Source organism: Nocardioides sp. WJ219, from assembly GCF_058559815.1.
This window is the reverse complement of sequence record NZ_JBZUJV010000001.1, coordinates 738055-760006: the sequence shown is the minus strand read 5'-3', so window position 1 is coordinate 760006 and position 21952 is coordinate 738055. Positions and strand designations below refer to the sequence as shown.

Sequence of the window (21952 nt, the reverse complement as noted above, 5' to 3'; positions counted from 1 at the left end):
CCATCGCAGCCTCCCGGCGCTCCTGCCCCCCGCGGCCCGACCGCCCTGCCCGGTCATGCGGCGCTCAGCGGGTCGTCGCGGCCGGCCAGGGCGAGACGCACCTCGGCGGCGATCTCCTGGAACCCCGGCAGCCGGATCATCTCCGTGGTGCGTGGACGCGGGAGCGGGACGGCGATGTCCGCGCGGGTACGGCCGGGCCGCGGCGTCATCACCACCACCCGGTCCGAGAGCAGCACCGCCTCGGTGATGCTGTGCGTCACCAGCACCGTGGTCGAGGTGTCGGCGTCGTGGATCTTGAGCAGCTCGAGGTTCAGGTGCTCGCGGGTGAGCTCGTCGACGGCGCCGAAGGGCTCGTCGAGGAGCCGGACCGTGGCACCGGTCATCAGGAGCCGGGCGAGGGCGACCCGCTGCTGCATGCCCCCGGAGAGCTGCCGCGGGAACTTGAACTCCGACCCCGCGAGGCCGAACAGCCCGAGGAGCCGCATGCCCTCCCTGATGTCGGCCTCGGTCACCCGGCGGTGGATGCCGAGCGGGAGGAGCACGTTCTCCAGCGCCGACCTCCAGTCCAGCAGCGCCGGGCTCTGGAACATCAGTCCCACGCCCGGGTGCGGCCCACGGACGGGCTGCCCGCTCACGTCCACCTCGCCCCCGCTGGCGGGCGTCAGACCGGCGGCGATGCGCAGCAGCGTGGACTTGCCGCACCCACTGACCCCGACGATGGAGACGAACTCACCGGGCGCCACGTGCAGGTCGGCGCTCGCGATGGCCTCGAAGCCGTTGTCGAACGTCTTGCTGACCCCGGTCAGCTCGACCGAGGCAGGGGCCGGCGCTGGCGGGACGACGGAGGCGCGGGACCTGCCGCGGAAGAGAGTGGGCATGCGGTCAGGCTAGGTTCGTGACTCACGACACACCAGTGCATTCTCGGTACGAGATGAGTTACCCGGACGCATTGTCCGTGGAGTGCGTCGAGGTAAGTCACGACTTAGCGAACATGCAGTTGAGTGCCTGACTGACCCGCCCTAGCGTGGGCGGGCCGCCGACCGTCGGCCGGCATCGACGAGACGAGGTCCCATGGCACGCGGCGTGAAGAAGAGCACCACCGTGCACCACGAGCAGCGAGGCGCGGTCGCCATCGTGCTGCTGAACCGACCGGCGCACGCGAACGCGATCGACCCGCCCACGTTCGCCGCCCTGGCGGCGGCGTACCACCGGGCCGAGCACGACACGGCGACCCGCGCGGTGGTGCTCGCCGGCACCGGCGACGATTTCAGTGTCGGTCTGGACCCGGTGGCCTTCCTCCCCGAGCTCGTCGAGCGCCGGTACAGCACGGACGGCCCGGGCTGGGTCAACCCCTTCGGCACCACCACGCGGCTGTCCAAGCCGCTGGTGGTGGCGGTCCAGGGCCGCGTGGGCGCGATGGCCCACGAGCTGCTCCTGGCCGGCGACATCCGGGTCGCCGCCGAGGACAGCGTCTTCGGTCAGGGCGAGGTCAGCCGGGGTACGACGCCAGCCGGCTGCGCGACCGTCCGGATGCCGCTGGAGGTGGGCTGGGGGAACGCGATGCGCTGGATCCTCACCGGCGAGGACTGGGACGCCGCCGAGGCGCTGCGGCTCGGGCTGGTCCAGGAGGTGGTGCCCGTGGGCACCCAGCTGGACCGGGCCGTCGCGCTCGCCACCACCATCGCGGCGCACCCGCCGCTGGCCGTGCGCGAGACGCTGCGGATCGGCCGACGGGCGTTCGAGGGGCCGGCCCACCAGGTCTTCGCCGCCCAGCTGCCGGCGCTGCACGACCTGATGGGCACCGAGGACTTCGCCGAGCGCTTGTCGGCGATGCGCGAGGAGCGGGAGCCCGTCTACACCGGGCGATAGGCACCCGGCGCGAACGCCCCGCTCTCCTCGAAGAGCGGGGCGTTCGTCGTCGTGGTGCTCAGGACGCGCCGAGGGCCCGCTCGACGGCGGCCCCGAGCGCAAGCAGGGCGGCGTCCTCGCCGAACGCGCCCTCCATCGTCAGCCCGACGGGGAGGCTGTCGGCCGACCGGCGGACGGGCAGGGCGAGCATCGGGACGCCGGCGACCGTGCCGGGAGCCGTGTGGCGAGTGACGGTCGCGAAGACGGGGACCTCACGGCCGTTGAGGTCGATGACGTCGTCGGCGCCGACCGGGGGTGCGAGCACCGGGACCGACGGCGCCAGCAGCGCCTGGACACCGGACTGCTCGAACAGCTCGGCGTAGGTGCGGCGCAGGCGCAGTCGCGCCCGTCGGGCCTCCTCGTAGTCCGCGGGCTGGAGGGGCTGCTCGGCGATGTGCTGGGCCAGGCCGCGGACGTCGGGCGAGGCCAGCTCGGGCACCAGGTCGCCGAACGTCCCGAACCGGCGATCGACCGCCGTCGCACGGGCGAGCAGCAACCGGGCGGCCTCGTAGAGCACCATGGCGAGCCCCGGCCCTCCGCCGATCGCGAGGTCGTCGGTGACCTCCACGTCGACCAGCTGCACCCCGTGCTGCGCGAGGGTGGCGAGGGCGGCCTCGGTCGCCTCCGCGACGGCCGGCTCGAGGTCGTCCGTCCGCGAGCGCAGCACGCCGAGCCGGAGGCCGTCCAGCCCCGGTTCAGCGACGGCGGGCTGCCGGGTGATCACGCGGTCGACCCGCTGGACCTCCGCGACCGCGAGGGCGTGGACGCCGACGGTGTCCCGCGTCCAGGAGAGGTTGACGAGCCCGTCCCCCGGGTACCTGCCGGTGGTCGGCCGAAACCCCACCACGCCGCAGAACGCGGCGGGGACGACGACGGAGCCGCCGGTGTCGGTCCCGAGGCTGAACGGGACGACGCCGAGGGCGACCGCCGCGGCGCTCCCCCCGCTCGAGCCGCCCGCCACCCGCGTCGGATCGACCGGGTTGCGCACGGGGCCGAAGGCGGTGTTGTTGGAGGTGATCCCGAAGGCGAGCTCGTGCATGTTGGTCTTGCCGATGACGACGGCGCCGGCCTCGCGCAGCGCGGCGACGACGCCGGCGTCGGCGTCGGGCACGTGGTCGCGGAACAGCGGGCTGCCTGCCGTCGTCCGGGTGCCCCCGACGTCGATGTTGTCCTTGACCGCGAACGGGACGCCGGCGAGCTCGCCGGAGCCGTCGAGGGACTCCAGGCGGTCGGCGTCGTGGACGTCGATGAACACGCCGTGGGAGTCCGTGCTCGCCAGGGCGGCGTCGCGAGCAGCCGTGAGCCGGCGACCCGGCTCGGTCATGACAGGACGGTGAGGGCGAAGGGCATCATCCCCCGAGCCTGCATGATGTGGGGCACCAGCAGGATCATCGCCTCGGGCCCGCGCGCCGACGCGACGCCACCGAGGTCCAGGACCTGGTCCTCCGGCCAGCCGAGGTCGCCCAGCAGGCCCCGCACCTCGGCCTTGGCCGACTCGTCGTCGCCGGAGAGGAAGGCGGTGGGTGCTGCGGACAGGCTGTCGGGGGCGACCATGACCGTGAAGAGCATCGTGTTGAGCGTCTTGACGACCCGCACGCCCGGGAGCGCCGCCTGCAGCTCCTCGGCGAGGCTGCCGGTGGGGTACAGCAGCCCGCCGGGCTGTCCGGCCCCGCCACGCACGGTGGCGTTGGCGACGTCGACCAGGACCTTGCCGTCGAGCTCGGCCGCCAGCTGGCCGAGGCGCTCGACGGAGGAGTCGCCCGGGGTGGCGTTGACGACGACCGAGGCGGCCGAGATGGCGCCGGCGACGTCCTCCACGGTGACCGAGGAGTCCTTCCAGGAGGCGGCGGAGGCCTCGGGGTCCCTGCTGCCGATGTGGACGTCGTGGCCCGCGGCGGTGAGACCGTCGGCGAGGGCGTGCGAGACGCGGCCGGAGCCGAGGATGGCGATGCTGGTCATGGGGTTCTCCTGTTGTGGGTGAGCTCGCGCTGGTCGGGACTGACCTGCGGGACTGTCGAGAGGACCTCGACCGCGGCGGGGTGCAGACGAGGGGTGGTGGCGAGGAAGTCCGGGCTGCCGAGGTTCCACGGCAGGCCGCGGGTGTCGGTGACGACGCCCCCCGACTCCGCCACGATGAGCGCCCCGGCGAGCAGGCCGGAGCGGACCTGGCTGAACTGCCAGAACGCGTCCATCCGGCCGGCGGCGACCTGGATCAGCTGCAGCGTCGCGGGCACCGAGACCCGCAGGACCATCGCGTGGTCGAGCATCAGGGTGCTGGAGGTGCCGATGCGGTCGAAGACCTCGGGCGACTCGCCGGGCGCCGCCTGCCCCGTGCCGACCATGGCGGCGGTCAGCTCGCGCTTCGCCGACGGGACCAGGGGCCGGCCATCGACGTCGGCTCCCCCGCCGAGCACGGCGGTGTAGGTCTCGTCGGTGAGGGGGAGGTGGACCGCGGTGACCACCGGGACGTTGTCGCGCACCAGGGTGGCGGTGACGCCCCAGTCGGGCAGTCCGTGCGCGTGGTTGATGTTGCCCTCGACGGGGTCGGCGACCCACCACTCCCCGGGCGGGAGGAGGCCGGCCTCCAGCTCGTCGTCGACCCAGCCGGCGTCGGGCCGCAGCGCGGACAGTCGCGGCCTGAGCACGGCGAGCGACGCGTCGTCGTTGGCGTAGATGGCGGCGACCACGTCGTCGCGGGTCTCGAACTCGGGTCGTCCGGGCTGGCGGGCGACCATCGCCCGGCCGGCCTCCTGCACGGCCGCGACCAGGCCGGGGAGGAGCGCCCGGTCCTCCTCGAGGGCCGGGTTGGGGTGCGTGGACACGTCAGCTACCTCCGGGGCGTGGGTTGAGCGGGGTGAGTACCCCGAGTCGGGACTCGATGACCTCGCCCGCTGCCAGGACGGCGTCCTCCTCGAACGGCCGGCCGACGACCTGCACGCCCAGCGGCGCTCCGTCGCTGGCGACGGCCGGCATCCCCAGCGCGGGGACCCCGAGCATCGCGACCGACATCGACGGCCACTGGTGCCCCATCAGCTCCGCGGACCGGTCGACGCACTCGGCGTCGGCGCCCATCGGGAACGGCGGCTCACCGGAGACCGGCGTCAGGACCAGGGGGTAGCGGTCCATGAAGACGGACAGCTCGCGCTGGAGCATCCCCCGCCGCGACCACCCGGCGATGAACTGCGGGAGGTCGACGGTGCCGACCTCGCGGTCGTAGACGTCGTACATCAGGTCGAAGAAGGCGCGGTAGCCGGGCTCGGCCACGCGGGCGACCTCGGCCTTGAGGGCGACCGCGAACTCCGTCAGCGCGAGCTGCCACCAGAGCCGGGACGCCTCGCCGAGGATCGGCAGCGACACCTCCTCCACGTCGTACCCGGCGTCGGAGAGCCAGTCGGCGGCGACCCGGGTGGCGGCGGCCGTCTCGGCGCCGGTGGCCCCGCTGAGCACGTCGCCCGGTCCGGGGTCGGTGACGACGGCGACGCGGGGGCGGCCGGGGGTGCGGGGGATGCGGCTCGCGCCGGCGACGGCGCGGGGGTCGCGCGGGTCGAAGCGCTCCATGGCGGCGAGGCCCAGGCGCAGGTCCGCCACGGTGCGGGCAATCGGCCCCTGCGCGACGAAGGCCTGGACCGACATCGGCGGGTCGAACGAGGGCGAGCCTGCCCACGACGGGATGCGTCCGGGGCTCGGACGGAGGCCGACCACGCCGCAGCAGGCGGCGGGGTAGCGGATGGAGCCGCCGATGTCGTTGGCCTGGGCGAGGAAGCCCATCCCGGTGGCCACGGCCGCGGCGGCACCGCCGCTGGACCCGCCCGGGGTCACGGCCGGGTCGAAGGGGTTCAGGGTGGCGCCGTAGAAGTCGCTCTCGGTGGTCCACCGGGTGGCGAAGGGCGGGCAGTTGGTGCGCCCGACGAGGACCGCGCCCGCCGCGAGCAGGCTCGCGGCCTGGGGGTCGGTCTCGGTCGCGAGGTGGTCGGCGTACGCCGCGACCCCGTCGGTGGTCGGGAGGCCCTCGACACCGGTGTTCACCTTGGTGGTCAGCGGGACGCCGTGCAGCGGCCCGAGGACCTCGCCGCTGCGGCGCTGCTCGTCGGCCAGGCGGGCCCGGGCCATCGCGGTCTCGGCGTGCACCTCGACGAGGGCGTTCACCGTCGGGTTGACGTCGTCCACGCGATCGAGGACGGCCCGGGTCACCTCCTCGGAGGACAGCGCTCCCGTGCGCAGGGCGCCCGCCACGGCGGTCGCCGTCAGCTGCCAGATCTCCACGGAACTCCTCTTCTCATCGGGTGTGGAGACGAACGTAGGACGCGTGGGGATGACTTGCCAGTGCATCCTTGGTACGCCTAGGTTTACCGCCGTGCACTTGGATCTGAACCTGCTCACCGCCCTCGACGCCCTCCTGGAGGAGGGCAGCGTGGCGGGGGCGGCCGAGCGCCTCCACCTCTCGGCACCCGCGATGAGCCGCACCCTGGGCCGGATCCGCCGGGCCACCGGGGACCAGATCCTGGTGCGCACCGGCCGCACGATGACCCCGACCCCGCACGCCCTCGCGGTCCAGGGCGAGGTCCATGACCTCGTGCAGCGGGCCCGGGCAGCGCTGGCCCCGGAGCGCGAGCTCGACCTCGCGTCGCTGGACCGGGTCTTCACCCTCCGCGGTCACGACGCGGTCACCGTCGCCATCGGCCCGAGGCTGCTGGACTCGGTGCAGCAGCAGGCGCGGCTGGTCTCGCTGCGGCTGCTCGCCGAGCCGAGCGGCGACACCAACGACCTGCGCCACGGCGCGGTGGACCTCGAGATCCAGTCCACCGAGCCGGAGCTGCCCGAGATCCGCTCCGAGCTGCTGGGCGAGGACGAGCTGGTCGTCGCCATGCGACCCGACAACGCGCTCTACCGCGGCCGGATGACCGTACGGCGGTTCGCCCGCGCCGACCACGTCATCGTCTCGCGGCGGGGCCGGCTGAGCGACCCGGTCGACGGCGGGCTCGCCGAGCTCGGGTCGCCTCGCCGCGTGGTGGCCTCCGCCCCCACCAGCACGGCGGCGCTGTACTTCGTCGCCCACAGCAACCTCGTCGTCGCCGTACCGCAGCACATGTGCCACGAGACCGTCGTGCTGCTCGGCCTGCGCACCAAGCCGATCCCGCTCGACATCCCGGCCGTGCCCCTCTACCTCGCCTGGCACCAGCGCTACGACAACGACAAGGCGCACGCCTGGATGCGTGGGGTCGTCCGGGAGGCGTTCGCCGACCTCTACGACCGGCCGACCTGAGGGCGCAGGCGTCAGGCCCTCAGGCCGTCAGGCCGTCAGGCCGTCAGGCCGTCAGACGAAGATCTGCGAGATGCGCTCGTGGGTCTCCTCGTCCAGGCGGACCCGGACCGCCTCGTGCACCGCGTCCCACTGCGACGCGCGGCTCGGCGCGACGATCGGCGCGGTCACCCCCGGGTGGTCCCGCAGCCAGGCGAGCGCCAGCCCGGAGACGCTGGTCCCCTGCTCGGTGGCGACGGCGCGGAGCCGGGCGACCCGCTCGAGGTTCTCGGGCGTGTAGAAGCCGGTGTAGTACATCTCGCCGGCCACCGCGATCCGGCTGCCCTCCTCGGGGGGCGCGCCGTCCAGGTAGCGGTCGGAGAGCACGCCGCCGGCGAGCGGCGAGAACGGCGTGTAGCCGATCCCCTCGCTGATCACGATCGGCAGCACCTCGGCCTCGTCCGCACGGTCGAGCAGGTTGAGGCGGTTCTCCACGATCACCGGCCGGGGTGCACCCAGGCGGTCGGCCACCTCGAGCACGGCGGTCAGGCGGTCGGCCTTGACGTTGCTCAGTCCGTAGCCCTGGATCCGTCCGGCGTCCTGGGCCTCGGCGAAGGCGGTGACGGTCTCCTCGAGGGGCGTGACCGGGTCGGGAGCGTGGGAGAGGAAGAGGTCGACCCTCCCCAGGCGCTCGAGGGACTGGTCGAGCTGGCGCCGGACGTGCTCGGCGGAGTTGTCGAACCCGCGCGTGCCGTCCGGCCGGCTGACCAGGCCGACCTTGGTCGACACCAGCATCTCCGCGACCGGCCGGTTCTGCAGCCACTCGCCCACCGTCTTCTCGCTCTGCCCCCCCGCGTAGGCGTCGGCCGTGTCGATGAGCCGGATGCCGGCGTCCCAGGCCTCGTCGAGGCGAGCCATGCCCTCCTCCGGCGAGATGCCGCGACCGCGCGTCGCGGTCGACGTGCCCACGCCTCCGATCGACCCGGCCCCGAACACGAACTCGCTGACGGTGATCGATGACTGGCCGAGTGGTACTCGTCGCATGGGGTTGCTCCTCTGTCGGGCGGATGTCCGCCTCGACCGTAGGGGTCCCCCGATACGCGCACAAATGCAACCTTCGCATCCCTGAAGTGCATCGGACGCACTCCGCAGGAAGCGGCTACCAGGCGTAGAAGCCCCGCCCGGTCTTGCGTCCGAGGTGCCCCGCGGCGACCAGGTCGCGGAGCACCCGGGGCGGCTCGAACCTCGGTCCGAGCTCGCGAGCGAGGTGCTCGGCGATGGCGAGTCGTACGTCGAGACCGACGATGTCGGTGGTGCGCAGCGGTCCGACCGGGTGGCGGTAGCCCAACGTCATGGCGGTGTCGATGTCGTCCGCGCTCGCCACTCCCTGCTCGAGCATCCGCATCGCCTCGAGCGCGATCGCGACGCCGAGGCGGCTGCTGGCGAAGCCGGGCGAGTCGGTGACGGTGATGGCGGTCTTGCCGAGCGCCACGACCCACCCCTGCGCCTCGGCCACCAGGCGCGCGTCGGTCTGGGGACCGACGACGATCTCCACCAGGTCGCTGGCGGGAACGGGGTTGAAGAAGTGCAGGCCGAGGAAGCGCTCCGGCGCCCTCAGGCCGGACGCGAGCCCGTCCAGCGACAGCGAGCTGGTGTTGGTGGCCAGCACCGCGTCGGGGGCGGCCTGCTCGACGACCGCCAGCACCGTCGCCTTGAGACCGGCGTCCTCGGGCACGGCTTCCACGACCAGACCCGCGCCGACGAGCCGGGCTGCGTCGGTGGTGACCTCGAGGCGGGCCACGAGGTCGTCGACCGGCTCGCTCAGCAGGCCCCGCTCCGACGCCCGCGCGAGGCTCGTGGCCACGCGCTCGCGGGCCGCGGCCGCGGTGACGTCACCGGTCTCGACGACCACCACGCCCGAGCCGGCGACCAGGAAGGCATGGGCGATGCCCGCGCCCATCCGGCCGCCGCCGTAGACGCCGACGTGGTGCGGGAGGGTCATGGCTTCTCCTTGCGGCGTTCGAGGAACGCCGTCATCCGGTCGTGCTTGTCCTGGGTCTCGAAGAGCACGGCCTGGGCGACGTCGTCGAGCAGCGGGTGGGCCGAGCGCGGCGCGTGGAAGACGGCCTTGGTCAGCCGCACGGCCAGCGGCGCCTGGCGCGCGATCCGGTCGGCCCACCGGTGCCCGGCGGCCAGCAGGTCGTCGGGCTCGACGACCTCGTTGAGCAGCCGTACGGCGTGGGCCTCGGCCGCGTCGAGCACGCGGCCGGCGAGCAGGACCTCCTTGGCGAGCGGCTCGCCCACCAGCTCGCGCAGGCGCCAGGAGGCACCGGCCGCGGCGAGGATGCCGAGCCCCGGCTCCGGGTTGCCGATGCGGGTGCTGGGCGTGCCGATCCGGAAGTCGCAGGCGTAGGCGAGCTCGGCGCCGCCGCCGAGGACGTGACCCCGGAGCAGGCCGATCACCGGCATCGGCAGCCGCTGCACGCGGTCGAAGACGCTGGAGTTGATGCCGCGCAGGGCGTCCTCGCGGCGTCGCTCCCGGAGCTGCCCGATGTCGGCCCCCGCCGCGAACGAACCGCCCTCGCCGGTCAGCAGGGCGACACGGGGGTGCTCCTCGAGCAGCGCGCACGCGGCGTGCAGGGCGTCGACCAGCTCGCGGTCGATGGCGTTGCGGACCTCGGGCCGGTTGAGCCGCAGGACGACGCGGTCGTCGCGCTCCTCGACGAGGAGGACGCTCATGGCCGCTCCAGCAGCAGTGCAGCACCCTGGCCGACGCCCACGCACATGGTCGCCAGTCCGCGCCGCGCGTCCGCGCGCTCCAGCCGGCCGAGCAGGGTGAGGAGGATGCGGGTGCCCGACGCGCCGAGCGGGTGACCGAGGGCGATGGCTCCCCCGTCGGCGTTGACGACGTCCTCGTCGAGCCCGAGGTCGCGGATGCAGGCCAGCGACTGGGAGGCGAAAGCCTCGTTGAGCTCGACGGCGTCCAGGTCGTCGACGGACCAGCCGGCCCGCTCGAGCGCGACCCGGGTGGCCGGCACCGGTCCGATGCCCATCACCTCGGGCGGGACGCCCGCGGTGCCGGAGGCGACGATCCGCGCCCGCGGCGTCAGCCCGTGCTGCTCGACGAACCGCTCGCTGGCCACGACGACCGCGGCGGCGCCGTCGTTGAGCGAGCTGGAGTTGCCCGCCGTGACCAGTCCACCCGGGCCGTTGACGGGGCGCAGCGCCGACAGCGCCTCGAGGCTGGTGTCTGCGCGCGGACCCTCGTCGACGCCGACCTCGCCCGTGCGCACCGGCACGGCCACGATCTCCGCGTCGAAGCGGCCGGCCGCGATGGCGTCGACGGCCCGCTGGTGCGAGCGGACGGCGTAGGTGTCCAGCTCGTCGCGGGTCAGTCCCCACTGCTCGGCCACCCGCTCGGCGGTCTGGGGCATCGAGAGCGTGGTGTCGGCGTCGAAGCGCGGGTTGACCAGGCGCCAGCCGATCGAGGTGTCCACGACCGTGCCCGGCTTGGCGAAGGCCTTGGCCGGCTTCTCCATGACCCACGGCGCGCGGGTCATCGACTCCACGCCCCCTGCCACCACGAGGTCCGCGTCGCCGGCGGCGATCAGCTGCCGCGCGGTCGCCACCGAGGTCAGCCCCGACGCGCACAGCCGGTTGACCGTGAACCCCGGCACCGTGTGCGGGAGGCCGGCCAGCAGCGCCGCCATCCGCGCGACGTTGCGGTTGTCCTCGCCGGCCTGGTTGGCGGCGCCGAGGACGACCTCCTCGACGAGGCCAGGCTCGACGCCCGCCCGGCGTACGGCCTCGGCCACGACGAGCGCCGCGAGGTCGTCGGGGCGGACACGGGCCAGGGCGCCGCCGTAGCGGCCGATCGGCGTGCGAGCACCGTCGATCAGGAAGGCGTGGGACATGGCGGCCTCTCGTGTCTATTTACTGACCGACCGGTCTGTATTAGCGTGGCACACGATCCGAGCCGGGCGCAACGGCTCGGCGACAAGAGATGGAGACTGCCCGTGTCGAGACTTCTGGAGTCCTACGCCGCCGGCCGCTGGTACCGCGCCACCGACGAGGGGAGCCCGCTGCTGGACGCCGCGACCGGCGAGGAGGTGGCCCGGATCTCCGCGACCGGGCTCGACCTGGGCGAGATGACGACCCACGCCCGCACCGTCGGCGGTCCGGCCCTGCGCGCGCTGACCTTCCACGAGCGCGCCGCCCTGCTCAAGGTGCTGGCCAAGCACCTGATGGCCGACAAGGACGACCTCTACGCCCTGTCGTTCCGGACCGGCGCCACGACGCGCGACTCGGCGGTCGACATCGACGGCGGCATCGGCACGCTCTTCAGCTACGCCAGCAAGGGTGTCCGCGAGCTGCCCGACGACACCGTCGTGCTCGACGGCGGGCTCGAGCGTCTCGGCAGGACCGGCGCCTTCGTCGGCCAGCACGTCCACACCTCCCGCCCCGGCGTCGCGGTGCAGATCAACGCCTTCAACTTCCCCGTCTGGGGCATGCTCGAGAAGCTCGCCCCGGCGTTCCTCGCCGGCCTGCCGACCATCGTCAAGCCCGCCAGCCAGACCGCCTACCTCACCGAGCTCGCCGTACGCCGGATCGTCGCGTCGGGCATCCTCCCCGAGGGCACGCTCCAGCTGCTGTCCGGCAGCGCGTCCGGTCTGCTCGACGAGCTCACCGTGCAGGACTCGGTCGCCTTCACCGGCTCGGCGCACACCGCGGGGATGCTGCGCAACCACACCAACGTCCTGCACGGCGGCGTCCGACTGGGGGTCGAGGCCGACTCCCTCAACTGCTCGATCCTCGGTCCTGACGTGACGACCGACGACCCGGAGTTCGACCTGTTCGTCAAGGGCGTCGTGGCCGAGATGACGGTCAAGGCCGGGCAGAAGTGCACGGCGATCCGACGCACGATCGTGCCGGCCGCGATGGCCGACGCGGTCGTCGAGGCGATCTCGGCGCGGCTGGCGAGGACCACGGTCGGCAACCCCGCTCACGAGGACGTGCGCATGGGAGCCCTGGCGTCGCTGGAGCAGCGCGACGAGGTGCGCAAGGCCGTCCAGCAGCTGCGCGCGTCGGCCGAGGTCGTCTTCGGCGACCCCGACCGCGTGGACGTCGTCGACGGCGACGCCGAGCGCGGCGCCTTCATGTCGCCGGTCCTGCTGCGTGCGCCGAGGGGCGCGGTCGAGGCGCACGACGTCGAGCCGTTCGGCCCGGTCAGCACCGTGCTCACCTACGACTCCGTGACCGAGGCCGTCGAGCTCGCGGCCCGGGGGCGGGGCTCCCTGGTCGGCTCGCTGGTCACCCACGACCCCGACGTCGCCCGCACCGTCGTGCTCGGCGTCGCGCCGTGGCACGGGCGCGTGCTGGTGCTCGACCGCGACGACGCGGCGGAGTCCACCGGCCACGGGTCGCCGCTCCCCGTCCTCGTGCACGGCGGCCCCGGGCGCGCCGGCGGCGGCGAGGAGCTGGGCGGCGTCCGCGGCGTCCTGCACCACATGCAGCGCACCGCGATCCAGGCGTCCCCGGACATGATGACCGCGATCACGGGCCGGTGGACGACCGGCTCGCAGCGGCACGACGACGGGGTGCACCCGTTCCGCAAGAGCCTGGCCACGCTGGCGATCGGCGACACCGTCGCCTCGGCCGCGCGCACCGTCAGCCTCGAGGACATCGAGCACTTCGCGGAGTTCACGGGCGACACCTTCTACGCCCACACCGACGAGGCGGCCGCCCGGCAGAACCCCCTCTTCGGCGGCATCGTGGCCCATGGCTACCTCGTGGTCTCCCTCGCGGCGGGCCTGTTCGTCGACCCCGCGCCGGGGCCGGTCCTGGCCAACTTCGGCGTCGACTCCCTGCGCTTCCTGACCCCGGTCAAGGCCGGCGACTCGATCGCCGTCACGCTGACGGTCAAGCAGATCACCCCGCGGTCCGGCGCCGACTACGGCGAGGTCCGGTGGGACGCGGTCGTCACCAACGCCGACGGCGACCGGGTCGCCACCTACGACGTGCTCACGCTCGTCGCCAAGGAGTGGGACCGCTGAGACCTCCTCGGGACCCGGTCGGCCGGGTCCCGGGGCACGCTCAGAGCCGCGCGATCGCCGCCGCTGGGTTCTCGACCGCGTCGGCGACGCGCCGCATGAACCCGGCGGCCGTCCCCCCGTCGCACACGCGGTGGTCGAACACGAAGGACATCTGGGTGACCTTGCGCGGCACGACCTGACCGTCGACCACCCAGGGCCGGTCGATGATCCGGCCGAACCCGAGGATCGCGACCTGCGGGTGGTGGATGATCGCGGCGCTGCCGTCGACGTTGAACCCGCCGTAGTTGTTGAGGGTGAACGTCCCCCCGGTCATCTCCTCCGCGGTCGCGCGACCCTCGCGGGCGCGGGCGGTCAGGTCCCGGATGGCGCCGTCGAGGTCGCTGGTCGTCATCGTCTCCGCCCGCAGCACGGCAGGCACGACCAGGCCGCGCTCGGCCTGCACGGCGATGCCGAGCCCGATCGTGTCGCTGAGCACGATCTCCTGGCGCTCGGTGTCGAGGCGCGAGTTGAGCACGGGGTACTCGCGCAGTGCCGCCACCACGAACCGGGCCAGGTAGGCGAGGATCCCGGGCCCGGGGTCCGCAGCGGTGCGGGCGCTCTCGCGCAGCTCCCACAGCGGGGTCGCGTCGACGTCGACCCAGACCGTCGCCTCGGGGATCTCGGCCCGGCTCCGCGAGAGGGCGGCGGAGACCGCCCTGCGGAACCCGTTGAGCGGGACCCGCTCCCCCTCGCCGCTGACCCGACCGACAGGTCCCGGGGAATCGACGGGTACGGCGGGACGAGCGGCCTGCTCGGCGATCGCGCGCTCGACGTCGGCGCGGACGATGATGCCGTTGAGACCGCTCGGGGTGACCGAGTGCAGGTCGACGCCGGCGTTCGCCGCGATCCGGCGCACGAGCGGCGAGACCACCCGCGGCGGCCGGCGGCGGCCGGCGGCGGGCGGGACTGGGGTGGGCGCGGCCGCCGGGGCCGGCACGGCCGTCGGGGCGGTCACCGCTGCTCGCGGACGACGACGGCGGCGCGCGCCACCGCCCTCGGGCGTGCCGTAGCCGATCAGCACGTTGCCGGAGCCGGCCCTCTCCTCCTCGCGATAGACCTCCGCCTCGTCGGCGGGGCCGGTCGCGGCGTCGACGGTGATCAGCGGCGTGCCGACGGCGAGGGTCTCGCCCGCGGCGCCGTGCAGGACGGCGACCCGTCCGGCGTACGGCGAGGGCACCTCGACCAGCGACTTGGCGGTCTCGACCTCGACGACCGCCTGGTCGACGACGATCTCGTCGCCGACGGCGACCAGCCAGCCGACGACCTCTGCCTCGGTGAGGCCCTCGCCGAGGTCCGGTAGCAGGAAGACCTGCGCGGTCGAGGTGGTCACGAGTCCTCCCACTGGAGGTCGTCGACCGCGTCCAGGATGCGGTCCACACCCGGCAGCTGGAGGTGCTCCAGCTTGGGTGGCGGGAACGGGATGTCGAAGCCGGTCACCCGCCGGATCGGCGCGGCGAGTGAGTGGAAGCATCGCTCCGTGACGCGAGCAACGATCTCCGACGCCACGCTGGCGAAGCCCACGGCCTCGGCCACGACGACGGCGCGACCGGTGGAGCGCACGGCCTCGCACACGGTCGCGTCGTCGAACGGCACGATCGAGCGGACGTCGACCACCTGCAGGCTGCGCCCGTCCTGGGCGGCCACCTCAGCGGCCTCGAGCGCCGTCGGCACCGACGGCCCATAGGCGATGAGGGTGGCGTCGGTGCCCTCGCGCACGACGGCGGCGCTCCCGATGCCCGGCACCGGAACGGAGAGGTCGACCTCCTCCTTGGACCAGTAGAGCTTCTTGGGCTCGAGGAAGACGACCGGGTCGGGCGAGGCGATCGCCTCGCGCAGCAGCCCGTAGGCGTCCGCCGCGTTGGCCGGCGCCAGCACGTGGAGGCCGGGCGTGTGCGCGTAGTAGGCCTCGGAGGAGTCGCAGTGGTGCTCCACGCCGCCGATCCCGCCGGCGTACGGCACCCTGATCACCATCGGCACGCTCACGGCGCCGCGGGTGCGGTTGCGGAGCTTGGCGACGTGGCTGACGACCTGCTCGAACGCCGGGTAGGCGAACGCGTCGAACTGCATCTCGACGACGGGCCGCATCCCGTTCATCGCCAGGCCCACGGCGAGCCCGACGATGCCGGCCTCGGCGAGCGGGGTGTCGAAGCAGCGCTCGTCGCCGAACTCGGCCGTGAGCCCGTCGGTGATCCGGAACACGCCCCCGAGGGGGCCGACGTCCTCGCCGAACATGAGCACCGAGGGGTCCTCGGCCATCGCGTCGCGCAGGGCCCGGTTGAGGGCCTGGGCCATCGTGAGCTTCTCGTGGGTCACGACGCGTCGTCCCGGGCGAGCTCGTCGGCGACGAGCGCGGCCTGCTCCTCCAGCTGCGGCGTACGGCGGGCGTAGACGAAGTCGAAGAGGTCGTCGGGGACGGGTTCGACATCGCGGTTGAGCCCGTTGCGCACGTGGGCGGCCATGCGCTCGGCCTCCTCGGCGTACGCCGCCGCCCGCTCGTCGTCCAGGGCACCGCGGGCGCGCAGGTAGGCCTCGGCGCGCACGATCGGGTCGCGCTCGACCCAGGCCGCCACCTCGTCGTCCTGGCGGTAGCGGGTGGCGTCGTCGGCGTTGGTGTGGGCCTGCATCCGGTAGGTGTGGGCCTCCACGAGCTGTGGGCCCTCCCCGGCGCGGGCCCGCGCGACCGCTGTGCCGAGCACGGCCAGCAGGGCGGCGACGTCGTTGCCGTCGACGCGTTCGCCCGGCACGCCGTACCCGACGCCCTTGTGGGCCAGCGACGGCGCCACCGACTGGCGTGCGAGCGGCACCGAGATCGCGTACTCGTTGTTCTGGACGAGGAAGACGACCGGCGCCTGGAAGACCGCCGCGAAGTTGAGCGCCTCGTGGAAGTCGCCCTCGCTGGTGGCGCCGTCACCACACAGGGCCATCACGACGGTGGGCTCGCCGCGCAGCCTGGCGGCGTGGCCCACCCCGACCGCGTGCAGCAGCTGGGTCGCCAGCGGGGTCGCCTGTGGCGCGACCTTGGCCTGGTAGGGGTCGTAGCCCGAGTGCCAGTCGCCCTTGAGCAGCACCAGCACCTCGACGGGGTCGACGCCGCGGGCGACCGCGGCGGCGGTGTCGCGGTAGGTCGGGAAGAGCCAGTCGTCGGCGCCGAGCACCTGCGCCGCGGCGACCTGGCAGGCCTCCTGGCCGTGCGAGGACGGGTAGACCGCGAGCCGTCCCTGGCGCACCAGCGCGTAGGCCTGGTCGTTGAGGCGGCGGGCCGCGACCAGCGCGCCGTACGCCGCCAGCAGCGTGGCGTCGTCGGGCACGTCGTGGCCGGCCAGGCCGGTGGCGGTCCCCTGGCGATCGATCAGCATCACCGGCACGGCCGACGGCAGCAGGGCACCCGGGTCGCGTGTCATGTCGTGATCCTGCTCGTGCGGCCGTTGTGGTTCCACTGGCCGGCGAGATGCGAGAACATGTCTCGTCAGCAGCCGTTCGGCGTTGCCGATCGTCCATCGCCCGCCCGGGCCGGGCGGGAAGGACGAGACACGTGGTCAGCACCCTCGACGACACCGATCGGCGGATCCTCGACGCCCTCACCCGCGACGGCCGGATGTCGATGCGCTCGCTCGCTCAGTCGCTGCACATCTCCCGCGCCAATGCCTACGCCCGCGTCGAGCGGCTCCAGTCGGCCGGCGTGATCCGCGGCTTCTCGGCCGTCGTCGACCCCGTGCTCAGCGGCCTGGGCACCTCGGCGTACGTGACGCTCAACGTCCGCCAGGCCGACTGGCGCACCATCCGTCACCAGCTGCAGACCCTCCCCGGCGTCGAGCACATCGCCCTGGTCGGCGGCGAGTTCGACGTCGTCCTGCTCGTCCGTGCGTCCGACAACGCCGACCTGCGCCGCGTCGTCCTCGACGAGATCCAGGGCATGTCCGGCGTCATCGCCACCCGCACGCTCCTGGTCTTCGAGGAGCCGGAGCCGCTCGGGCCGGCCTAGCCCCAGCGACGCGGTCGAGGTGGGTGACGTCGGGTCGACTCAGGCGGGAGGACGACCGATCTGCAGCGCCTGCCGCTTCTGGTGCACGGTGAGGTAGCGCAGGCCGTCCGGGCCGGCGGCGAACCCGCGCCGTGACCCGCGAGGCAGCCACGCGACGTCGCCGGGTCCGAGCCGGACGTCGTCCGCGTCGACCGGGGTCAGCAACTGCCCCGAGCCGTCGACGACGTGCACCAGGACGTCGACGTCGGGTCCGTCGTGCACCTCCACACCGTCCCCGGCCGGCAGGCTGACGAGGTTCGCGTCGAGGTCGCGCGGCGTCGGGTCGAGCCGCCAGACGGCGCCCCTCCCCTCGGGCAGGCGCTGGGAGTTGGTCAGGACGCGCGCCTGCTGGGGCTGCGACGGGGAGGCCATGCCCCCACGGTAGGGACACGACGCACGGCGCCCGCCGCCGCGCCGGGGCACGTCGTCGCCGGGACCTCGCGTCGACCCGGACCCGCTCGCGACTCCCCCAGCAGCCGATGGCCCACCCGGGCCAGGCCGGTCGTGGTCAGGGCGCCGTCGGGGAAGGCCGAACGGTCGGGTAACCGGCGTTCGCGCCCGGGGCCGTCTGCGTCGTGGTCGGATCGGGCCGTCAGCCGCCGTCGTCCCCGACGACGGGCGGCACCACGGTCCACAACTCGTTCTCCCCACAGACCCCTGAGGAAGCCCTCGTGTCATCTCGTCATGTCCTGACCTGCGTCGCACTCGCTCCGTTGACGATCGGCGCCCTGTACCTGGGCGGACCGGCCTCCGCCGCGACCGCGCGACCGACCCCCGACGCGCTCCGCCTGGTGCAGGTCGGTGGCGAGAGCCTGCCTCCGGGGGCGTACACCCAGGTGGCCACCGGCTACTGGCAGACCATCGCCGTCGCCCTCGACGGTCAGGTGCGAGCCAGCGGCTACGACTACGGCGCGGTGGCCGTACCCGTCTCGCTCTCCGGCGAGGACGTCGTGCAGGTCTCCTCCGGCTACCGGCACGCGCTCGCCGTCGATGCCGACGGCGACGTCACCGCCTGGGGCCGCCGCGGGGACAGCCAGGACGCGCCGGCCGCGACGGTGTCCGCCGAGGTCCAGGACGCCGACGTCGTCCAGGTCGCGGCCGGTGACCACCAGGACCTCGCCCTGACCGCGGACGGCGAGGTCCTCACGTGGGGATCCGACACGCCCTCCTTCGGTGAGGTCCCGGCCGCCGTCTCCGACCTCGACGTCGCCTCGGTGCACGCCGACCTGCACAGCGCGGCCGTGCTCAGCACCGACGGGCGGGTCGTGTCCTGGGGCGCCGTCGGTCCGGCACCGGCCAGCCTGGCGGAGTCGACCGTGGTCGCGCTCGCGGTGGGCCGGTTCAACGCCCTCGCCCAGACCGACGACGGCGGACTCGTGGCGTGGGGGCAGGACTCCACCGGCGTCGTCGACCTCCCGCAGGCCGTGGTCGACGGCGACGTCACCGCGTTCGACGTCGGCGACCGCGGGGCGATGGCTGCCACCGCCGACGGCGTCGTGCACTCATGGGGCAGCTTCGACCGCGACATCTCCCCGCCCGCCGCCACCGAGCCAGTCGCCGACCTCCAGGTCGAGCGGTACGGCGTCACCGTCGCCTACGCCACCCTCGTCGACCTCGAGCGGCCGGTCGTCGGCGGCGAGCCAGTGGTCGGCAAGACCCTGACGGCGAGCAAGGGCTCCTGGTCGACCGAGCCCGACACCTACCACTACCAGTGGCGCAGCAACGGCGAGCCGGTCGGCACCGACTCACCGACCTACGAGCTGACGCCCACCGACGTGCACCGCTCGGTCACGGTCGAGGTCACCGCCTCCAGCGCAGGCGTCTCGGGCTCGTCCACCGCCGACGCCGTCACGGTCCGCGCCGCCACCTTCACCACCGCCCCGACGGTGCGCCTGGCCGGCACGGCTCGGGTCGGCCGGGAGCTGACGATGCGCGTCACCGACGCGGTCCCCACCCCCAGCAGCTACCTGCGCGGCTGGTTCCGCGACGGCCAGTTCATCGAGGGTGCCGGCGGGGCGACGTACCGCCTGACCAGCGCCGACCTCGGGCACCGGATCAGTGCAGGCGTCGTCGCCCTGCGCGACGGTCACGAAGCGCTCGAGGTGAGCTCGACCGAGGTGCGGGTCGGACTCGGCGCCGCCGCCTTCCGGGTCCAGACGCCCGCCGGGGCGAAGCGCGGCGCCGCAGTGGGCCTGCGCGTCACCGGGCTGGCCCCTCGCGAGTCCTACACCGCTCGCCTGGACGGCAGGGTGCTGGCGCGGGGGCGGGCCGACGCCGCCGGCCGCATCGTCCGGACCGTCACGGTGCCCCGCTCGGCCAAGGTCGGCCGGCGCACGCTGAGCGTCACCGGGTCCTTCAGCGACCGGACCGGCCGACGGGCTCTCGCCGTCCGACGCTGAGGGTGCGCGGGGTCCGCCAGCCCAGGGTCGCGGCCATGGAGGCGACGACGGCGGACGCGACGAAGGCCGAGGAGAGTCCGCGCGACTCGGCCACCACGCCGGCCGCCGACGACCCCGCTGCCTGCCCGATCACGAGGGCGATGAAGAGGAGGGCGGTGCCCGACGCCGCGGCTCGCGGGAGAAGCTCGGCGGCCCACGCGATGAGCGCGGACGACGCCGCGACGTAGGCCCATCCGAACGTCGCGCACGCGAGCAGTGCGACCGCGAGCGAGTCGCCGGTGACACCGAGGACGGCGATCGAGACCGTCACGCTCGCCGCGGTCAGCGACCAGGCCGTCGCCGGGCGGAGCCGGACGAGCAGGCGCGAGGTCAGGACCGTCGCCGTCCCGCCGACCCCCAGGGCGATCCAGGCCACGGTGGAGGCCACGTCGCTCGCTCCACCCTCGACGAGCTGGGACCGGCCGTAGGTCCACACCACGGCCGACCCGGCCCCGAGCAGCAGTGCCGCCGCTGCCGGTACCGCGAGGGGCGACCACCGGCCGAACCCCTCCTCCGCCTCGCCCTCCGGTCGCGTCCGCACCGTCTCGGGATCGGGTGCGGGTGCGGGACGATCGAGGAGCAGGACGGCGACGCCCGCCGCGGCGGTGAGCACCGCGGCGACGGCGAACCCGAGGCGCCAGTGCGGCAGGAGCAGCAGCGCCAGCACCCCGGCCGCCACCAGGCCGGGGCCGGTACCGGCGTTGACCGTCGCCTGCGCCCGGTCCCGGCGCGCGGGTGAGACGTTGCGCTCCACCACCGCCACGAGACCCGGTGAGGCGAGGCCGGCGCCCGCGGAACCGAGGACCGCCGCCGGCACGAAGACGGCGGTGCTCGTCGCCACGGCCATGCCGGCCGCGCCGGCGGCCGCCGTCAGGAGCGCGCCGAGGACCAGCAGGCGGTGCCGGTGGGGTGCGACGAGGCCTGCGACCGCGCCCACGCAGTAGGCGACCGAGCCACCGGAGGAGACCTGCCCGGCGAGCGCCGGCCCCAGGTCGAGCGACGCGTCGATGTCGGGGAGGAAGAGCCCGTACGCCAGGCGGACCAGTCCGTAGGTGCCGGCGATGAGGCTGGTGCCGGCGACGACGACTGCGGCGTCGTGCCTCCGCAAATCCGATAACGACCGTTTCACTTTGCTGAGTCTAGGCTGACGGGGTGGCCAGCCGCGCGAGCACCCGCACCAAGCTCCTGGACGCCGCGGACGAGCTGTTCTTCACCCGCGGCGTGACCCGTACCCCGGTCGACGAGGTCCTGGGTCGCGCCGGCGTCTCCCCCGCCACGCTGTACCGCGCCTACGGCAGCAAGGAGGGCCTGGTCGCCGCGGCCCTCGACCGGCGCCACCACGACTGGCTGGGCGTCTGGGACGCCGCCGTGGCGCGCGCCGGCGACGACCGGGGCCGGCTGCTCGCGGTCTTCGACGCGCTCGAGGAGTTCCAGGCCCGGCCCGAGGGCGCCCGGTGGTGCGCCTTCCTCGGGACCGCGGCCGAGTACGCCGACCCCCCGCCGGTCCTCGCGGCGGCGATCCAGCAGGACTCCGACTCCATGCGGGGGCGGTTGCGCGAGCTCGCCGAGCCCGTCGTCGGGCCCGGGGCGCCGCAGCTGGCTGACGCGCTGGTGCTCGTGGTCTCGGGTGCGCTGGCGGTGCGTCTGCGCGACGGCGGCGCGCCGGCGGTCGGGCTCGCGAGGGTCACGGCCGAGACGCTCCTCGACCACCCGGACCGGCTCCGGTAGGAGACCACCGACGCGTGGCACTCGCGTCGTTGCGGGGGTCACCGGCGCAGTCGGGTCGCGGCGCGGTCAGGATGGTCGCGTGGTCGGACGTCTGGGTGGACCGTGGGCCGGTCGGCCGCGGGCGCTGCTGCTCGTCGTCCTGGCGCTCTCGGCGGTGGCCGACCTCGCGTCGTACGTCGTCCTGGTCGGCCGCGACGAGGATCCCGTACGTCCGGCGTCCGCGTCGTCCGTGGCCCGGACCGTCGTCCAGGCGGTGGCCGACGACGACTGCGACGAACTCGATCCCCTCCTCGCCGAGGATGCCGACCTGCCGCCGGTGGTGGCGGCGTGCCTGCGCGGCGAGGTCGGCGCCGTGGAGCTGACCGGGGTGACGGTCATCGACGACACGACGTCCGGCGGCACGGCGGCCGTGACGGTCGGGGTGGCCGGGGACGGCCAGGACGCGCAGGTGGTCGTCGACCTGCGCCGCGACGACGACCGCTGGCTGGTCACCGGGATCCGGGCCGGCGACTGAGCCGGGCCCTCC

The 21952-nt window shown here is 74.2% G+C and carries 21 protein-coding genes; 7 read left to right on the top strand and 14 right to left on the bottom strand.

The window, feature by feature from the left end; genetic code table 11:
- Positions 1-53: 53 nt before the first annotated feature.
- Positions 54-878 carry an ABC transporter ATP-binding protein gene (locus AC4MBH_RS03715; protein WP_491792988.1) on the bottom strand — a complete coding sequence of 275 codons (825 nt, stop codon included), beginning with the start codon at positions 876-878 and terminating at the stop codon, positions 54-56.
- Positions 879-1071: 193 nt separating this feature from the next.
- Here AC4MBH_RS03715 and AC4MBH_RS03710 point away from each other — a divergent pair, with 193 nt between their 5' ends.
- Positions 1072-1869: an enoyl-CoA hydratase-related protein gene (locus AC4MBH_RS03710; protein ID WP_491792987.1), complete on the top strand. Its 798-nt coding sequence runs from the start codon at positions 1072-1074 to the stop codon at positions 1867-1869.
- Between the two features lie 58 nt (positions 1870-1927).
- Here the strand turns inward: AC4MBH_RS03710 and AC4MBH_RS03705 are convergent, their stop codons facing one another.
- Genes AC4MBH_RS03705 through AC4MBH_RS03690 form a run of 4 tightly spaced genes read right to left on the bottom strand, consistent with a single transcriptional unit; the run spans position 1928 to position 6171 of the window.
- Positions 1928-3232 carry an amidase family protein gene (locus AC4MBH_RS03705; RefSeq protein WP_491792986.1) on the bottom strand — a complete coding sequence of 435 codons (1305 nt, stop codon included), beginning with the start codon at positions 3230-3232 and terminating at the stop codon, positions 1928-1930.
- Entirely contained in the window at positions 3229-3867 is a 639-nt protein-coding gene (locus tag AC4MBH_RS03700) for an NADPH-dependent F420 reductase (protein WP_491792985.1), read from the bottom strand. The genes AC4MBH_RS03705 and AC4MBH_RS03700 overlap by 4 nt, the downstream gene beginning before the upstream one ends.
- A complete protein-coding gene (locus AC4MBH_RS03695; protein WP_491792984.1) occupies positions 3864-4730 on the bottom strand; it encodes an inositol monophosphatase family protein in 867 nt (288 codons plus the stop codon). The genes AC4MBH_RS03700 and AC4MBH_RS03695 overlap by 4 nt, the downstream gene beginning before the upstream one ends.
- A gap of 1 nt (position 4731) precedes the next feature.
- Positions 4732-6171: an amidase gene (locus AC4MBH_RS03690; protein ID WP_491792983.1), complete on the bottom strand. Its 1440-nt coding sequence runs from the start codon at positions 6169-6171 to the stop codon at positions 4732-4734.
- Between the two features lie 91 nt (positions 6172-6262).
- On the opposite strand from AC4MBH_RS03690, the gene AC4MBH_RS03685 reads away from it, so the two are divergent.
- Entirely contained in the window at positions 6263-7171 is a 909-nt protein-coding gene (locus AC4MBH_RS03685; protein ID WP_491792982.1) for a LysR family transcriptional regulator, read from the top strand.
- 51 nt (positions 7172-7222) lie between these two features.
- Here the strand turns inward: AC4MBH_RS03685 and AC4MBH_RS03680 are convergent, their stop codons facing one another.
- The 4 genes from AC4MBH_RS03680 to AC4MBH_RS03665 form a co-directional block, all read right to left on the bottom strand.
- Positions 7223-8191 (bottom strand): aldo/keto reductase, encoded by a 969-nt coding sequence (locus tag AC4MBH_RS03680; protein ID WP_491792981.1) that lies wholly within the window; start codon positions 8189-8191, stop codon positions 7223-7225.
- A 115-nt stretch (positions 8192-8306) separates the two neighbouring features.
- Positions 8307-9149 carry a 3-hydroxyacyl-CoA dehydrogenase family protein gene (locus AC4MBH_RS03675; RefSeq protein WP_491792980.1) on the bottom strand — a complete coding sequence of 281 codons (843 nt, stop codon included), beginning with the start codon at positions 9147-9149 and terminating at the stop codon, positions 8307-8309.
- Positions 9146-9886 (bottom strand): enoyl-CoA hydratase/isomerase family protein, encoded by a 741-nt coding sequence (locus tag AC4MBH_RS03670; protein WP_491792979.1) that lies wholly within the window; start codon positions 9884-9886, stop codon positions 9146-9148. The genes AC4MBH_RS03675 and AC4MBH_RS03670 overlap by 4 nt, the downstream gene beginning before the upstream one ends.
- Positions 9883-11061 (bottom strand): thiolase family protein, encoded by a 1179-nt coding sequence (locus AC4MBH_RS03665; RefSeq protein WP_491792978.1) that lies wholly within the window; start codon positions 11059-11061, stop codon positions 9883-9885. Before AC4MBH_RS03665 ends, AC4MBH_RS03670 begins: the two co-directional genes overlap by 4 nt.
- A 102-nt stretch (positions 11062-11163) precedes the next feature.
- Here AC4MBH_RS03665 and paaZ point away from each other — a divergent pair, with 102 nt between their 5' ends.
- Entirely contained in the window at positions 11164-13200 is a 2037-nt protein-coding gene (gene paaZ, locus AC4MBH_RS03660; protein WP_491792977.1) for a phenylacetic acid degradation bifunctional protein PaaZ, read from the top strand.
- Between the two features lie 40 nt (positions 13201-13240).
- Here the strand turns inward: paaZ and AC4MBH_RS03655 are convergent, their stop codons facing one another.
- The 3 genes from AC4MBH_RS03655 to AC4MBH_RS03645 are packed head-to-tail and all read right to left on the bottom strand — an operon-like array spanning position 13241 to position 16640.
- Positions 13241-14569: a dihydrolipoamide acetyltransferase family protein gene (locus AC4MBH_RS03655; RefSeq protein ID WP_491792976.1), complete on the bottom strand. Its 1329-nt coding sequence runs from the start codon at positions 14567-14569 to the stop codon at positions 13241-13243.
- A complete protein-coding gene (locus AC4MBH_RS03650) occupies positions 14566-15552 on the bottom strand; it encodes an alpha-ketoacid dehydrogenase subunit beta (protein WP_491792975.1) in 987 nt (328 codons plus the stop codon). The genes AC4MBH_RS03655 and AC4MBH_RS03650 overlap by 4 nt, the downstream gene beginning before the upstream one ends.
- Positions 15549-16640, bottom strand: a complete 1092-nt coding sequence (locus AC4MBH_RS03645; protein ID WP_491792974.1) for a thiamine pyrophosphate-dependent enzyme — start codon at positions 16638-16640, stop codon at positions 15549-15551. The genes AC4MBH_RS03650 and AC4MBH_RS03645 overlap by 4 nt, the downstream gene beginning before the upstream one ends.
- Before the next feature lie 131 nt (positions 16641-16771).
- Between AC4MBH_RS03645 and AC4MBH_RS03640 the strand changes: the two genes are divergently transcribed.
- Complete coding sequence (locus tag AC4MBH_RS03640; protein ID WP_491792973.1) at positions 16772-17221, top strand: Lrp/AsnC family transcriptional regulator; 450 nt, start codon at positions 16772-16774, stop codon at positions 17219-17221.
- A gap of 39 nt (positions 17222-17260) precedes the next feature.
- Here the strand turns inward: AC4MBH_RS03640 and AC4MBH_RS03635 are convergent, their stop codons facing one another.
- A complete protein-coding gene (locus tag AC4MBH_RS03635) occupies positions 17261-17632 on the bottom strand; it encodes a cupin domain-containing protein (RefSeq protein ID WP_491792972.1) in 372 nt (123 codons plus the stop codon).
- A gap of 299 nt (positions 17633-17931) precedes the next feature.
- On the opposite strand from AC4MBH_RS03635, the gene AC4MBH_RS03630 reads away from it, so the two are divergent.
- Entirely contained in the window at positions 17932-19659 is a 1728-nt protein-coding gene (locus AC4MBH_RS03630; protein ID WP_491792971.1) for an RCC1 domain-containing protein, read from the top strand.
- Here the strand turns inward: AC4MBH_RS03630 and AC4MBH_RS03625 are convergent.
- Positions 19616-20806 carry an MFS transporter gene (locus AC4MBH_RS03625; RefSeq protein ID WP_491792970.1) on the bottom strand — a complete coding sequence of 397 codons (1191 nt, stop codon included), beginning with the start codon at positions 20804-20806 and terminating at the stop codon, positions 19616-19618. The two genes, AC4MBH_RS03630 and AC4MBH_RS03625, sit on opposite strands and share 44 nt — an antisense overlap.
- 44 nt (positions 20807-20850) lie before the next feature.
- Between AC4MBH_RS03625 and AC4MBH_RS03620 the strand changes: the two genes are divergently transcribed.
- Together AC4MBH_RS03620 and AC4MBH_RS03615 are read left to right on the top strand one after the other, a co-directional pair.
- Positions 20851-21426 carry a TetR/AcrR family transcriptional regulator gene (locus AC4MBH_RS03620; RefSeq protein WP_491792969.1) on the top strand — a complete coding sequence of 192 codons (576 nt, stop codon included), beginning with the start codon at positions 20851-20853 and terminating at the stop codon, positions 21424-21426.
- Positions 21427-21505: 79 nt separating this feature from the next.
- Positions 21506-21940 carry a hypothetical protein gene (locus tag AC4MBH_RS03615; protein ID WP_491792968.1) on the top strand — a complete coding sequence of 145 codons (435 nt, stop codon included), beginning with the start codon at positions 21506-21508 and terminating at the stop codon, positions 21938-21940.
- Positions 21941-21952: the final 12 nt, after the last annotated feature.